This window comes from Sphingobium agrisoli (assembly GCF_041877245.1).
In the GTDB taxonomy this organism is placed as follows: Bacteria; Pseudomonadota; Alphaproteobacteria; order Sphingomonadales; family Sphingomonadaceae; genus Sphingobium.
The window spans coordinates 14658-27293 of record NZ_JBHDJI010000002.1 but is presented as its reverse complement, the minus strand read 5'-3'; the positions used below and the strand labels follow the sequence as shown (position 1 = coordinate 27293).

General features: G+C 66.7%; 16 protein-coding genes. 5 read left to right on the top strand and 11 right to left on the bottom strand.

Going from position 1 to position 12636, the window contains the following annotated elements; genetic code table 11:
- The first annotated feature begins 2 nt into the window (after nucleotides 1–2).
- Nucleotides 3–365, top strand: coding sequence for a hypothetical protein (locus tag ACETPF_RS04475; RefSeq protein WP_373933100.1), 363 nt, complete (start codon nucleotides 3–5; stop codon nucleotides 363–365).
- A gap of 2 nt (nucleotides 366–367) precedes the next feature.
- Here the strand turns inward: ACETPF_RS04475 and ACETPF_RS04470 are convergent, their stop codons facing one another.
- The 8 genes from ACETPF_RS04470 to araD1 form a co-directional block, all read right to left on the bottom strand.
- Entirely contained in the window at nucleotides 368–898 is a 531-nt protein-coding gene (locus ACETPF_RS04470) for a cytochrome C (RefSeq protein ID WP_373933099.1), read from the bottom strand.
- An 8-nt stretch (nucleotides 899–906) separates the two neighbouring features.
- A complete protein-coding gene (locus ACETPF_RS04465) occupies nucleotides 907–1452 on the bottom strand; it encodes a methylamine dehydrogenase light chain (protein ID WP_373933098.1) in 546 nt (181 codons plus the stop codon).
- Nucleotides 1453–1474: 22 nt separating this feature from the next.
- Complete coding sequence (locus tag ACETPF_RS04460) at nucleotides 1475–2077, bottom strand: redoxin family protein (RefSeq protein WP_373933097.1); 603 nt, start codon at nucleotides 2075–2077, stop codon at nucleotides 1475–1477.
- 1 nt (nucleotide 2078) lies between these two features.
- Nucleotides 2079–2618, bottom strand: a complete 540-nt coding sequence (locus tag ACETPF_RS04455; protein ID WP_373933096.1) for a MauE/DoxX family redox-associated membrane protein — start codon at nucleotides 2616–2618, stop codon at nucleotides 2079–2081.
- Nucleotides 2619–2620: 2 nt separating this feature from the next.
- On the bottom strand, nucleotides 2621–3781 hold the full coding sequence (locus ACETPF_RS04450) for an amine dehydrogenase large subunit (protein WP_373933095.1): 1161 nt from the start codon (nucleotides 3779–3781) through the stop codon (nucleotides 2621–2623).
- Nucleotides 3782–3899: 118 nt separating this feature from the next.
- Nucleotides 3900–4580, bottom strand: coding sequence for a TetR/AcrR family transcriptional regulator (locus ACETPF_RS04445; protein WP_373933094.1), 681 nt, complete (start codon nucleotides 4578–4580; stop codon nucleotides 3900–3902).
- A gap of 84 nt (nucleotides 4581–4664) precedes the next feature.
- Nucleotides 4665–6233: an alpha-N-arabinofuranosidase gene (locus ACETPF_RS04440; protein ID WP_373933093.1), complete on the bottom strand. Its 1569-nt coding sequence runs from the start codon at nucleotides 6231–6233 to the stop codon at nucleotides 4665–4667.
- A 28-nt stretch (nucleotides 6234–6261) separates the two neighbouring features.
- On the bottom strand, nucleotides 6262–7254 hold the full coding sequence (gene araD1, locus ACETPF_RS04435; protein ID WP_373933092.1) for an AraD1 family protein: 993 nt from the start codon (nucleotides 7252–7254) through the stop codon (nucleotides 6262–6264).
- A gap of 123 nt (nucleotides 7255–7377) precedes the next feature.
- Here araD1 and ACETPF_RS04430 point away from each other — a divergent pair, with 123 nt between their 5' ends.
- Entirely contained in the window at nucleotides 7378–8142 is a 765-nt protein-coding gene (locus ACETPF_RS04430; RefSeq protein WP_373933091.1) for a FadR/GntR family transcriptional regulator, read from the top strand.
- A 26-nt stretch (nucleotides 8143–8168) separates the two neighbouring features.
- On the opposite strand, the gene ACETPF_RS04425 is transcribed toward ACETPF_RS04430, so the two are convergent.
- On the bottom strand, nucleotides 8169–9176 hold the full coding sequence (locus ACETPF_RS04425; protein WP_373933513.1) for an esterase-like activity of phytase family protein: 1008 nt from the start codon (nucleotides 9174–9176) through the stop codon (nucleotides 8169–8171).
- 191 nt (nucleotides 9177–9367) lie between these two features.
- On the opposite strand from ACETPF_RS04425, the gene ACETPF_RS04420 reads away from it, so the two are divergent.
- A complete protein-coding gene (locus ACETPF_RS04420; RefSeq protein WP_373933090.1) occupies nucleotides 9368–9811 on the top strand; it encodes a glycine zipper 2TM domain-containing protein in 444 nt (147 codons plus the stop codon).
- 56 nt (nucleotides 9812–9867) lie between these two features.
- Here ACETPF_RS04420 and ACETPF_RS04415 read toward each other — a convergent pair whose 3' ends face one another.
- Nucleotides 9868–10107, bottom strand: coding sequence for a hypothetical protein (locus tag ACETPF_RS04415; RefSeq protein ID WP_373933089.1), 240 nt, complete (start codon nucleotides 10105–10107; stop codon nucleotides 9868–9870).
- A 218-nt stretch (nucleotides 10108–10325) separates the two neighbouring features.
- On the bottom strand, nucleotides 10326–10541 hold the full coding sequence (locus ACETPF_RS04410) for a circumsporozoite protein (RefSeq protein ID WP_373933512.1): 216 nt from the start codon (nucleotides 10539–10541) through the stop codon (nucleotides 10326–10328).
- Nucleotides 10542–10756: 215 nt separating this feature from the next.
- On the opposite strand from ACETPF_RS04410, the gene ACETPF_RS04405 reads away from it, so the two are divergent.
- Both ACETPF_RS04405 and metF read left to right on the top strand, forming a co-directional pair.
- The gene (locus ACETPF_RS04405) at nucleotides 10757–11728 is read left to right on the top strand and encodes an ArsR/SmtB family transcription factor (RefSeq protein WP_373933087.1); all 972 of its coding nucleotides are present in this window, start codon (nucleotides 10757–10759) and stop codon (nucleotides 11726–11728) included.
- Nucleotides 11725–12636 (top strand): methylenetetrahydrofolate reductase, encoded by a 912-nt coding sequence (gene metF, locus ACETPF_RS04400; RefSeq protein ID WP_373933086.1) that lies wholly within the window; start codon nucleotides 11725–11727, stop codon nucleotides 12634–12636. Before ACETPF_RS04405 ends, metF begins: the two co-directional genes overlap by 4 nt.

Here is a 12636-nt window from a genome sequence, read left to right as displayed (position 1 = left end):
GAATGAAGCGCCTGGTCCTGATCGCCTGCCTTGCCGCCACGGCCCCTGCCGTGGCCGAGCCCCCGGAGACGCTCGATGGCACATGGTCCGTCGATCTATCGACCGATCCGGCCAAGCCCTATGTGAAGGCGATGCTGCTCCGCCTGGCACCTGACGGCACCGTCACCGGCAGCTTCTATGACAGCGACATAGAGGCGGGCCGCTGGAAGCAGGACCGGGGCCGGCTTTGCGTCAGCTTCCGCACCACCGACGGCGTGGGGCCCTATCATAGCAGCGCCTGCCTGCGCGGGGACCGGGTAGAGGGGCAGACCTGGGCCGAGCATCGCGCGTTCCTGTTCAACTGGAACGCCATGCGCGCCCGCTGATCTCAGCCCTTCTGCCCCGGATAGAGGAGCCGCAGCGATGCGGGCGCGCCGCACTGGCGAATGGCGGCGTCGACCTGGCGGGCGCGTTCGGCCTTGAGGGTGGTGGTGGAGAGCGCGTGCTGCCGCTCGCGCGCGACCTCATCGGCGGTGAAGGGGGCAGCGTCCCTGGGCGCGCTCGCGCCGCCAAGGCCGAAGACGACATAGTTCATCATGTCGGCGAGCTGCTGATTATCCTTGATCCGGCTGTGCGCGACATTGGGAAGGCGCAGCAGATAGGCACGCGCGTCGGGGGTGCAGAGGAACCAGCCGACCCGCCCGCGCAGTTCGGGCAATTGCGCGGGCGCGGCGCTGCCCTGGACGCCATGGCAGCCGGCACATTGTTCGACATAATCGGCGCGCGCCATGTCGGCATCTGTGATCGCAGCGGGCAGCAGGCCCATCGGCGGCAGCGCGGCGCGCAGGCCCATGGTGGCGACCAGCAGCAGCGGCGCGCCGATCGCCAGCGCGCGCATCCATCGCTCCGCCGCCGCCATGCCGGTCCTTAGCTCGCCGCGCCCACCATCACGGCAGTCGAGCAATGATATTCCATGCTGCTGGTGCCGAAGCACCAGATCACGTCATTGTTGAGCTGCGGCAGATAGAGCTGGGTTTCGCGGTCGGTATTGTCGCATCCGCACTGGCCGCAGGCGGGCTTTCCGCAACAGTCGCGATAGGCGATGAGGTAGGCCTTGCCATCGTCGGGATTGATGCAGGTGCCGACCCAGGACACGGGCGAGGGCTCCGCGCCAGCCGGGCAGCTATGGATGCCGCCGCCGCAGCAGGTGCACAGCGCGCCGTCGATCGCGCAATAGCGCCAATAGTCGCACTTGGTGTCGTCCTTCGTCTGCGCGGTGCGGGCGAAGGCGGTCTTGGCTTCGGGCGAGCGGTCGGGCTTGGCCGCTTCGGCGCGGCTTACGGGGAGCAGCGGGAAGGCGGGGGCGGCGACCAGCGCGGCGCCCAGCCGCGTCAGCATCGACCGGCGCGACGAGCCCCCGGCAAAGCGCCGCAACAGCTTTTCCCCCATGGCGTCGGCATCGAATCGCGTCATTGTCTTGCCCCCATTTGTCGGTTCATGCCGCCTGCGCCTTCAGGCCGCCAATATAGTCCTGTACCGTGCGGATGCCCATTTCATGCGCGATGATCAGGCTCTCCAGATGCTCGCGGCTGTTGACCAGCCCCTTGGACAGGATCACGCCCTCTTCGTCCAGCAGCACCGCGAAGGGCAGCTTGGCAACGCCATAGGCCTGGCCGACTTCGGGCCCATTGACGAAGGCGTGTCCGTCCAGCCCGTGCTGCGCGATCATCGCGCGCTGGGCGGCGGGATCATCGTCGCCGACGAAGGTCAGCGCCACCCGTTCCGCCTTGGCGAAGCTGAGCGCCATCGGGATCACGGCCTTGCACAGCGGGCATTGCGCCGACACGAAGAAGAGCAGGCGCAGTTTCACGCCATGGGCATGGCCGCCGATCGTCACGGGCTTGCCGTCGAGCGTGCGGGTGGCGATGGCCCCCGTGCTGCTGCCGACCTCCGGCCCGCCGCTGGTGGCGAGCGCGCCCGCCGGGGCGACGCGGATGTGCAGCACGCCCACCTGCCGCGCCAGCGCCAGCAGCGCCACGGCAAGCCCGACGATCACGATCCAGGAGATGATCTGCGAGATGATGAGCGAGGCCAGCATATTATCTCCGATGGACAGGCGAAGCGGCTAAGTTGAACAGCGAGTTGGACAGCTGTGAGAGCAGAAACAGGGTGGTGCCGCCCGCAACAGCGGTCGCGATATCCGCCACGGCAAAATTCGTTGCGGGAACGAAACGAAGACCCAAAAGCGCGGCGAGACCGAGGTTTCGGGCCACCAGGCCCCAGCCGATCGGGTGGCGCAGCGCGCCATGGCCGCAACCGCAATCGATATGCCCGCGCCCGCGCCGGATGTTGACCGCCATCGCCCCGGCGAACAGCAGCAGCAGCGCGATGCCCGCCAGGCTTGCCAGCGGATGCAGCCCGGCGATCAGCGCCGCGCCGATAGCGCCCTCGGCAAATGGCAGCGCTGTGGCTGCCGGCCCGACCAGCGCGGCGGGAAGCAGGCGGTAATTGGCGACGATCCCCGGCAGCAGCGCGCGGTGTCGCCACTGGTCGACCGCCGCCACCAGCAACAGCAGCCCGACCCCGATTGCGCTCGTCAGGCCTAGCAGCGCGAGCGTCTGGAGGCCCAACGCGCCCACCGTCAATAGACCTCCGGCACGGTGATGGTGCCGCCGCCGGCATGTTCGATCTTGTGCTTTTCCTCGCCGGTCGAGACGTCGAGCACCAGCGCCTCGCCCTTTTCCCCGTTCATGTAGAGCAGCGGTTTTTCGGTCTGCGACACCTCGATATTGCCCATCGGCTCCTTGAGCGCGAAGCGCTTCACCACCTTCTTGGCGGCGACGTCGACCTGCCACACCTCGTCGCCCGGCGCCTTGTGCGACCAATATTCGCCCTTGTGCATCAGCACGAAGAGGTGGCCGGTCGGGCGGTGCAGCGCCATCGGCTGGCGGCCGCCGGGATACCAGTTGAGTTCCAGCGGTTTAGTTTCGCCCACGCGGATGCCGGCGGCGGCCTGGATCGAGAAGGGCGCGGCGATGACTGGCGTCGCGCTCATCCGCGCCGTGTAGATCTGGCCGGTATAGGTCAGGAAGGTTGTGGACTTGGTTTTGCGGTCATAGGCGAAATTGTCGAAGATCGGGTCGTTGGTCGCGTCGAAAAAGGGCGCGCTGTGGGTGATATCACCCTTGGCGCCTTTGATCGCGACGGTCGCCAGCGACCCGTCGGAACAGAGGGCGGAAAAGCCGACGCCGGGATTGGGCATCAGGCTGGCGCAACCGGGCAGTTCGATCGCGGCGACGAATTTCCGCTTGGAAAGGTCCACGATATTCACCCCGGATGTGGGGCTGAAATCATAGATATAGCCAGTCTTGCCATCGTCGCTGATGATGAAGTTGTTCTTGCGCGACCCGATCAGGATGCGGCCGGGCAGGGGGATTTCGGTGAGCAGATTGAGCGTCTTGCTGTCATAGACCGACACCATGTCCTGCCGGGTGCCGCGATCGCCCTTGGACCAGATCGTTTCGCTGACATAATAATAGCGTCCAGCGGGGTCGATCGCCATGTCGGCCAGGCGGCGGGTTTCGACCATGCCCTTCATCTTGCCGGTTTCGCTGTCGAAGATGCTGGTGCCCGGCATGTCCCAGCCGCCATCGACGAAAAACCAGCCGGGCTTGGGCGGGTCGATCGTAACGGTGTTGGATTCCTCCGGCTCCAGCACGGCGGGGGCCGCCTGCACCGGGACGGCGCTGCCCGCGATCAGGGCGGCGAGGCTGGCGGCGACAATCATCTTGGCGGTCGACATGCTGGCTTATCCCCCTTCACGCCTGCTGCGTCGCACCGAAGATTGGACATACGTCAAGTTTAGGTCAAGGGGGCGAAATGACGTATCGCACAAAAATTGTTGCGGCGCGGCAAAGCGCTCAGGCGGGCTCCATTTCGCGCGATTGGTCCTCGACCCGCACCGGCGCGAGGCTCTGCGGCGTAGCGGTGCGGGCCAGGGTCAGCAGCGATTGAACAGCGATGGCGGCATAGGCCGGCATATGTTCGACCCAGGGCTTGCCATGCCCCAGGAACGGCGTCGCCCCTTCCATCGTGGCGCTGATGTAGAGCGCCACCGTCTTTACGTCGTCGGGCGGCAGCGCCGGGTTCATATCCGCCACATAGCCGCCGATCACGCCATGGACCCGCTCGTAAAAGGCGCGTACCCGGTCGGCGACCACCGCGTCATGATTGGCGAGCGCCCAGAGTTCGGTGAAGAGGTGCGTCGTCTGCTTCGTTCCGATGTCGTCGAGGCAGAAGATGATGAACCGACGCAATTGCTCTTCGGCCGCGAGTCCCGGCTTGCGGACCATGGCGTCGAGCAGTCGGGCATAATGGTCGATCAGATCGTCCAGCAGCACCTGGACCAGCATTTCCTTGCGCGGGAAATGATAGCTGACATTGCCGACCTTCATCCCGCATCGGGCGGCGATGCGGCGAATGGTGAAGCCCTCCGCGCCCTCGTCGATCAACAGGTCAAGCGCCGCCTTCAATATGGCGTCGACGGTTTCGGAGCCACGGGCGTAGATGCCGGGGCGGGCGGGTGCGGTCGGCTGGGTCATCGGATATGGGCGTTGATTATCATGACCTTGCCCGCCTGACCAGAGCGGGCGGGCGGCGGGACCGGCCCGCCGCCCGCTCCTGTGCTATTGCAGGTCCAGCACCACTACCGATTTGGGCGGCAGCGCGACGGTCAGCGTCCCGCCGCTCACCTGCGCGCCGGTAAAGGGCGTCGGCCTGACCGTTTCGGGCGCGTCGAACGTGTTGTGCGCGTTGATCGCCTGCGCCGTCAGCACGCGGCCGGACACGGTCGTGACATTGAGGCCGTCGAGTTTCACCGTGACGCTGTTGGGCTGGTTCGGATCGAGGTTGGACAGGCCGATATGGACCTTCCCGTCCTTGCCGCGCACCGCCGATCCGCTGACCGCCGGCATCACGAACTTGTCCTTGTTGTACCAAGGCGTGGTCAAGTCGATCGGCAGCACGGTCGCGTCCTGCCAGGGCTTGTACATCTCGAACACATGATAGGTGGGCGTCAGCACCATCTTGCGCCCCTCTGTCAGGATCATCGCCTGGAGCACGTTTACCATCTGGGCGATGGCGGTCATGCGGACGCGGTCGGCGTGGCGCGCGAAGATGTCGAGATTGACCGACGCGACCAGCGCGTCGCGCAGCGTGTTCTGCTGACGCAGGAAGCCGGGGTTGGTGCCCGGATCGGGCGCATACCAGGTGCCCCATTCGTCGACCGCCAGAAAGACGCGCTTTTGCGGATCATATTTGTCCATGATCTTCGCGTGGCCGGTGATCAGCTCGTCCATCTTCCAGGTGGCGGCCAGCGTGTCGGCCCATTCGGTTTCGCCGAAATTGACCGGATCGGCCCTGGGCGGCCAGCCGCCCTGGGGGATCGTGTAATAATGGAGCGAGAGCGCGTCGAGCTGCTTCGCCGCCTCCCGCATCGTCACTTCGGTCCAGTTATAGTCGCCGCCATTGGCGCCCGACGCGATGCGGACCAGCGTCTTGCCGGCGGGCACCTTCAGGAAGGTCGAATAGCGTTTCGTCACGTCGGCGGCATATTGCGCGGTCATGTTGCCGCCGCAGCCCCATAGTTCGTTGCCGATGCCGAAGGAGGCGAGCGCCCAGGGTTCCTTATGCCCGTTCTTCGCGCGCTCGTCGGCCAGGCTGCCGGCGGGCGCGGTGATATATTCGATCCACTCCGCCATTTCCTGCGGCGTGCCGTTGCCGACATTGCCGGAGATGTAGGCGTCCGCGCCGACCTGGCGCAGCAGCTCGAAATATTCGTGGGTGCCGACCGCATTGGGCTCGGTCACGCCGCCCCAGTTGGTGTTGACCTTGACCGGGCGCTTGGCGCGGGGGCCGATCCCTTCACGCCAATGATATTCGTCGGCAAAGCAGCCGCCCGGCCAGCGGATGACGGGGACGGCAAGGTTGCGAAGCGCGGCGATCACATCGTTGCGGAAACCGTTGGTCTGCGGGATCGACTTGTCGTTGCCGACCCAGAGGCCGCCATAGATGCCGGTGCCCAGATGCTCGGCGAACTGGGTGAAGATGCGCTTGTCATAGACCGCGCCGGGCTTGTCGCCATGGATGGTGGCGGTGGTCGGCTTGCCGTCGGTGTCGGCGCTGGCGAGCGGGGCGGTCAGCGCGCTCGCGCACAGCAGCAGCGCGGCGGCGGCGCGGCGCAGTGTCTTGGTCATGGGTATCCTCTCCTGATGAGATGTCTGTTTACAGCGCGCGGACGGCGACGTCGGCCGGGTCGGCGCGGCGCAGCGGGTTGCGCGCGGGCAGGGTGAAGGGCGCGGCCTCTATCTCGAAAATGTCGCCGTCCTGCGTCTGGAACCCGTCGCTGAAGGACAGGGTCGCCGTGCCGAAGAAATGGACATGGATGTCGCCGGGCCGGCGGAACAGATCATATTTGAAGTGATGATGCTCCAGATTGGCGAGGCTGTGCGACATGTTGGCCTCGCCCGACAGGAACGGCTTTTCCCACACCGTCGCGCCGTCGCGGACGATGCGGCTCGCTCCTTCGACATGGGCGGGCGGCGCCCCCACCAGCAGTTCCGGCCCCAGCGCCGCCTGCCGCAGCTTGCTGTGGGCGAGCCAGAGATAATTGTGCCGTTCGGTTACATGGTCGGAAAATTCGTTGGCGAGCGTAAGGCCGATGCGCCAGGGCGTCCCATCCTCGCCGATGATGTAGATGCCGGCCAGTTCCGGCTCCTCGCCGCCATCCTGGGCGAAGGCGGGCATGGCGAGCGGTTCGCCCGGTCCCACCAGTTGCGATCCGTCGCCCTTGTAGAACCATTCGGGCTGCTGGCCGACCTGTCCGGCGGCCGGCTTGCCGCCCTCCAGCCCCTCCAGGAACATCCGCATGGAATCGGTCTGCTTCTCGGCGGCGGCGGCCTCCCGGTGCATCTTGTCGCGCCCTTCGGCCGATCCGAGATGGGTAAGGCCCGTGCCGGTCAGCAGCATATGCGCGCCATCCTCATGGTCGATCGGCGCGAGCAGGCGTCCGGCGGCATATTCGGCCGCTATGTCGACCGGCGCGCCCGTGCCCGCGGCTTCGACCAGCGCAGCAAGCGTCGTTCCCCGCGCGATCGCCGCGAGCGCCAGCGCGCGGGTGCTCGTGAAGCCGGGGACGACATGCGCGCTCTCACCCTGCGCGGCGATGACGCTGCGTTCCCCCTGTGCCGACCGATGCTGTAACAGGCGCCATGCCATATTCATTTCCACCCTGCGTCGCTTTTCCGATAATTACTCCGACATATTACAGGATCATGGTAATGACAATCCTTTGGGTGTAGCGATGAGCCGGGGATGACAGGGGATGCGGCAGGAGTGGGGATGACGCGATCGGCACCATCGTCGGACAAGGAGGATTTAGCCGCCGCCGAGGGCGCGCGCGCTGTTCGCGGGCCGGGGCGGCGATTGCACGGCGCGATCGCGCACAAGCTGGGCATGGCGATCCTGTCGGGCCAGTATCAGCCCGGCGACACGCTGTCGGGCGAGGTCGCCTTCGCCGAGGAACTGGACGTGTCGCGCAGCGCCTACCGCGAGGCGATCCAGGTGCTGACCGCCAAGGGGCTGGTCGAAAGCCGGCCCAAGGCGGGAACGCGCGTGCTGCCGCGCACCCGCTGGAACCTGCTCGACCCGGAAGTCCTCGCCTGGGCCTTCGCCGGGGAGCCCGACATCCAGTTCGTGCGCGACCTGTTCGAACTGCGCGCGATCGTCGAGCCGGCGGCGGCACGGCTCGCGGCGCAGCGGCGCGACAAGGAGGATCTGAAGGTCATGAAGGACGCGCTCGCCGCGATGCGCCGCCACACGCTGGCGACCGACGCCGGCCGCGCCGCCGACCGCGACTTTCACAATGCGATCCTCAAAGCCACGGGCAATGACGCGCTGATCGTGCTGACCGCCAGCATCGGCGCTGCGGTCAACTGGACCACCCAATATAAGCAGCGCGCCCGCGCCCTGCCGCGCAACCCGATCCCCGATCATGTCCGCGTGTTCGACGCCATTGCGGCGGGCGATCCCCAGGGCGCGGCGGACGCGATGGGCGTGCTCGTGCAACTGGCGCTGGAGGATACGGCGAGCGCGATGGCGGGGTGAGGGGCCTGCCTGTCGGGGCAGCGTGTTCATGGCCGGCCCGGCGGCCCGACATGCGGCAGGCCGAATTTCAGCAGAAGGGTGCGCTGGAAAAATTCGTGATTGTCGTCGGATATGATCCAGATCACCGGGCGGCCGGCTTCGCGCGTTACCGCCATCCCCTCGAAATTGTCGGCGAGCAGAGGCGGCGCTAGGCGGGCGAGGGGCCTGGCTTTGAGCACCGTGTCCGCGTCGATGCGGTCGGGCAGGTCCACGATGGCGATGACGGCGGTGAACAGTTCCTGCAAGGTCAGCCTGCGGTTCAGGACCAGCATGTGCCGCGCGTCCAGCATCACCGCGTCGGTCGGGCGATAGCCTTGCGGCGGGGCATAGCGCAGATGAACGGGATCGTCGGTCGCTTCTTCCGCCGGATCGCCGTCCCACAGCAGCGCCTCGTGTCGGCCGTCCGCCGTCATCCCCATTTCCCCGATCGCCAGGAAACGACCGTCGGGCAAGCGGACGAGCGATTCGATCGATCCGGTTTCGGGCCAGGCGAACATTTCCGGCCAGGCGCGGCACGCCTCCACCCGCGCGAAGCCGGGGCCGTAGCGGCACACCGCCTGCAACATTTCGAAGCCGACCCAGTAGCGGTCGGTAACGGGATCATGGACCAGCGCCTCGCTATCCCACGACCACCACGGCCGCCAGCGGTCCTTCGCGCGGACGGGCAGGGGGGCGATGAAGGGACGCAGCCTGTCCGCCCCAGGCCCGATATGGAAGCCCATCAAAATGCCGGAATCGCTCAAACCCAGCATCTGACCGGACGGATCGGCGATCAGCGAGGATATGCCGCCGAAACCGGGATTGTCGCTCTCCAGGCTCCAGCCCCCCAGATATCGAAGCGCGCCCGCATGGGTCAGCCGCGCATCAAGGCTGCTGAGCGGCAAGGCGCGCGCGCGCACCAGCAGCCGCCCCGCCTGCACGCTTTGCGGCTTGGACAGATGCGGGGCGGGCAACAGCAGGACGGCGAGCGCCAGGACGATCAGGATTCGCTGCATCGTGCCCGCCATAGGGCAATATCCGGCAGGGCGCAGCAGGCGCGTGGCAAGGCGTTCACGCCTGAACGGGGGCTGTCACCGCCATTCAGGCTCGGCTCAAGGCGAATCGATCATAAGGGGATCAATCGATGGGCAATCCCGTTCTTTCTGAAGCGGCCGCCCAAGAGGATGGCTTATGGAGGAGCAACGCCATGAAGATGAAGTTTCTCGTGAATATGGGCGCCGCGCTGGCAATGGGTGCCGCGTCCTTCGCCGCCACGACCGCGCCGGCGAGCGCGCAATATTATCGCGGCGGCTATGAGCGCGGCGATTACTATCGCGGCGACTATTATCGCGGCGGCTATGATCGTGGATATCGCGGCTATCGCGGCGATTATTATCGCGGCTATCGGGGCGACCGCTACTACCGCAACAATTACTATCGCGGCTATCGCGGCGGGTATCGGGGCGGCTATCGCTGCCGTGACAACGGCACCGGCGGCACGATCATCGGCGCCATCGCCGGGGGCCTGCTCGGTAACGAGATCGGCAAGGGTTCGGGCCGCTACGGTCGTCGCGGCGATGGCACGACCGGCGCCATCCTTGGCGCGGGCGTGGGTGCGCTGGCCGGCCGGGCAATCGACCGGAACTGCTGAGCCTCATTTTGCGCTCATGAAGGAAGGGCTGTGCCGTTGGGGCAGCCCTTTTCGCGTCAGGGATGTGTGGCGTTTGCCGGAACCCGATCGCGATCGGCGCGCGCGGCTGCTTGCGCCGCCGGGTTCAGCCCCGCCTGGCCGCTTTGCGCCGCGCCCGCCTGCGCGTCGAGCCGCGCTGCCGCCTCGTTGAGCGTCTGCGCCTCGCTGGCGCTCACCCCGCCCACGCCATCGCGCTCGCCCGACCCGCAGGCGGCAAGGGGGAGGAGGACGAGAAGGGCGAGCGAAGGGCGGATCATGGGGACTCCTGGGGTAAAATCATCCTCGCCTGGAAGGGGAGGTGGCAGGGCGAAGCCCTGACGGAGGGGTGTCCCCCTATCGAGAGGATGACACCCCTCCACCACTTCGTGGTCCCCCTCCCCTTGCAGGGGAGGATGAGGGCCGCGAACGAGAAAGGGGCCGCACCGTTTGCCGGAGCGACCCCTTTCTACGAAACTTCAAGCCCCTGGGGCGAATCTTACATCGCGTTCGCGGCGTTGTTGGTCGCGTTCGACGCGGCGTTCGCGGCGTTGTCGGCGGCGTTCAGCGCTGCATTCATGGCATTGTCGGCCGCGTTCGACGCGTTCTCCGCCGCGTTGGCGGCGTTGTTGGCGGCGTTTTCCGAGCCGCCGGTGCAGGCAGCGAGGCCGAGCGAAGCAGCGAGAACGAGCGAAAGAGCAATCGACTTGGTCATGGGCAACAACCCCTCTCTGAGAATAAAAAAACCGCAGACAACTCTCGGAGAAAAGCTCACCCCCCATTGCGCCTGCGTCTCGATTCGTAATGCTTTGTGAAGGGCAAGGCAATCCCATTCCTATGCCCGGCAGGATCGGGGCCGCCCTGCCAAGTGCAGGCCAGGAGCGATGCCGCCCATTGACGTATATAAAGATTTCTTTATATGCATGTCCCATGATCGCGGCACTCGACATGTTCCGGGCTCTGGGAGACCCGACGCGGCTGCGCATCGTTCATCTGCTGCGCGCGATGGAACTGGCCGTGGGCGAGATCGCGCAGGTCGTGGGGCAGAGCCAGCCGCGCGTATCCCGCCATGTCCGTATCCTTGCCGAAGCCGGCCTCGTGGAACGGCGCAAGGAGGGCAATTGGGTGTTCCTGCGCCTGCCGCGCACGCCCGGCGTCGCGCCGTTCTTGGCCCTGTTCGACCAGCTTGCCCCGTCCGAGGGCGAGAAATTGTGGCAGGCAGCGGACCTGGCCCGGCTCGCCGCCGTGCGCGCCGACCGGGCGCGCGCCGCCGAAGCCTATTTCGCCGAACATGCCGAACAATGGGACGCGATCCGATCGCTCCATGTCGCCGAAGCGGAAGTAGAGGCGGCGATGACCGCGCTGCTGGACAAGCGGCCGATCGGCCATCTGCTCGACATCGGCACTGGCACGGGCCGTATGATCGAACTGTTCGGGCGCGCCGCCGATCAGGTGACCGCGCTCGATCGCAGCCCCGACATGCTCCGCCTCGCCCGCGCCAAGCTGCCGCAGGATGCGGGCGACAAATATGCGCTGCTGCTCGGCGATTTCCTCGACGTGCCGCTCGATGCCGCCAGCGTCGATACGGTGCTGCTGCATCAGGTGCTGCATTATGCCCAGGCGCCCGAGGCGGCGATCGCGGAGGCGGCGCGGGTGCTGACCCCCGAGGGCCGGCTGCTGATCGCCGACTTCGCCGCGCATGAGCGCGAGGAACTGCGCGCCCGCGACCAGCATGCGCGCCTTGGCTTTACCGACGATCAGATCGCCGGCTGGTTCGCCGACGCGGGGCTGGCACTCGACCGTGTGGAAAGCCTGCCCGGCGATCAGCTGACCGTCAAACTCTGGCTCGGCCGGCGCACGGGCGCGCGGGTGCTGCCCCTTCACGAACGGAAATCCGCATGACGCTGCAAGAAGTCACCCAGCCCCTCTACGCGGACCTGGCCGGCGACGCCCAGGTGAGCTTCGAATTCTTCCCGCCCAAGACCGAGAAGATGGAAGCGCAGCTCTGGTCGTCGATCGAGACGCTGACGCCGCTCGCGCCCAAATTCGTGTCCGTGACCTACGGCGCGGGCGGATCGACGCGCGAACGGACGCATGCGACCGTCGCCCGCATCGCGCGTGAAACCCCGCTCGCCGCCGCCGCGCACCTGACTTGCGTGGCCGCGAGCAAGAGCGAGATCGACGAGATCGCCGACGCCTATTGGGAGGCGGGGGTGCGCCATATCGTCGCGCTGCGCGGCGATCCGCCCGAGGCCGGCGGCCGGTTCGAGCCGCATCCGGAGGGATATAAGGGCGCGGCCGAGCTGGTCGAGGGACTGATGAAGCGCCATGCCTTCGAAATCAGCGTGTCGGCCTATCCCGAAACCCATCCCGACGCGGCGAGCGCGCAGAGCGACCTTGATAATCTCAAGCGCAAGATCGACGCCGGGGCGACCCGGGCGATCACGCAATTCTTCTTCGAGCCCGACACCTATTTCCGCTTCCTCGACACCGCGCGGGGGCAGGGGATTGATGCCGACATCGTGCCCGGCATCATGCCGGTCAGCAATTTCGCCGCGATCCAGCGCATGTCCGCCATGTGCAACACGGCGGTGCCCGACTGGATGGGCCGGCTGTTCGAAGGGCTGGACGACCTGCCCGCCGCGCGCCAGCTCGTCTCCGCCACCATCGCGGCGGAGCTGTGCCGCAAGCTCTACGAAGGCGGCGTGCGCGATTTTCACTTCTACACGCTCAACCGGGCGGAACTCAGCTATGCGATCTGCCACCTGCTGGGGTTGAGGCCGAAGGTGAAAGCCGAGATGGCGGCGTGA

Excerpts from the sequence above, each read along its gene's own strand:
- ACETPF_RS04460 (WP_373933097.1), bottom strand. The coding sequence starts at position 2,077 with ATGCTGGCCTCGCTCATCATCTCGCAGATCATCTCCTGGATCGTGATC.
- ACETPF_RS04465 (WP_373933098.1), bottom strand. The coding sequence starts at position 1,452 with ATGACGCGATTCGATGCCGACGCCATGGGGGAAAAGCTGTTGCGGCGC.
- ACETPF_RS04470 (WP_373933099.1), bottom strand. The coding sequence starts at position 898 with ATGGCGGCGGCGGAGCGATGGATGCGCGCGCTGGCGATCGGCGCGCCG.
- ACETPF_RS04405 (WP_373933087.1), top strand. The coding sequence starts at position 10,757 with ATGATCGCGGCACTCGACATGTTCCGGGCTCTGGGAGACCCGACGCGG.
- ACETPF_RS04475 (WP_373933100.1), top strand. The coding sequence starts at position 3 with ATGAAGCGCCTGGTCCTGATCGCCTGCCTTGCCGCCACGGCCCCTGCC.
- ACETPF_RS04420 (WP_373933090.1), top strand. The coding sequence starts at position 9,368 with ATGAAGATGAAGTTTCTCGTGAATATGGGCGCCGCGCTGGCAATGGGT.
- ACETPF_RS04410 (WP_373933512.1), bottom strand. The coding sequence starts at position 10,541 with ATGACCAAGTCGATTGCTCTTTCGCTCGTTCTCGCTGCTTCGCTCGGC.
- ACETPF_RS04430 (WP_373933091.1), top strand. The coding sequence starts at position 7,378 with ATGACGCGATCGGCACCATCGTCGGACAAGGAGGATTTAGCCGCCGCC.
- ACETPF_RS04450 (WP_373933095.1), bottom strand. The coding sequence starts at position 3,781 with ATGTCGACCGCCAAGATGATTGTCGCCGCCAGCCTCGCCGCCCTGATC.
- ACETPF_RS04440 (WP_373933093.1), bottom strand. The coding sequence starts at position 6,233 with ATGACCAAGACACTGCGCCGCGCCGCCGCCGCGCTGCTGCTGTGCGCG.
- ACETPF_RS04425 (WP_373933513.1), bottom strand. The coding sequence starts at position 9,176 with ATGCAGCGAATCCTGATCGTCCTGGCGCTCGCCGTCCTGCTGTTGCCC.
- ACETPF_RS04415 (WP_373933089.1), bottom strand. The coding sequence starts at position 10,107 with ATGATCCGCCCTTCGCTCGCCCTTCTCGTCCTCCTCCCCCTTGCCGCC.
- metF (WP_373933086.1), top strand. The coding sequence starts at position 11,725 with ATGACGCTGCAAGAAGTCACCCAGCCCCTCTACGCGGACCTGGCCGGC.
- ACETPF_RS04445 (WP_373933094.1), bottom strand. The coding sequence starts at position 4,580 with ATGACCCAGCCGACCGCACCCGCCCGCCCCGGCATCTACGCCCGTGGC.
- araD1 (WP_373933092.1), bottom strand. The coding sequence starts at position 7,254 with ATGGCATGGCGCCTGTTACAGCATCGGTCGGCACAGGGGGAACGCAGC.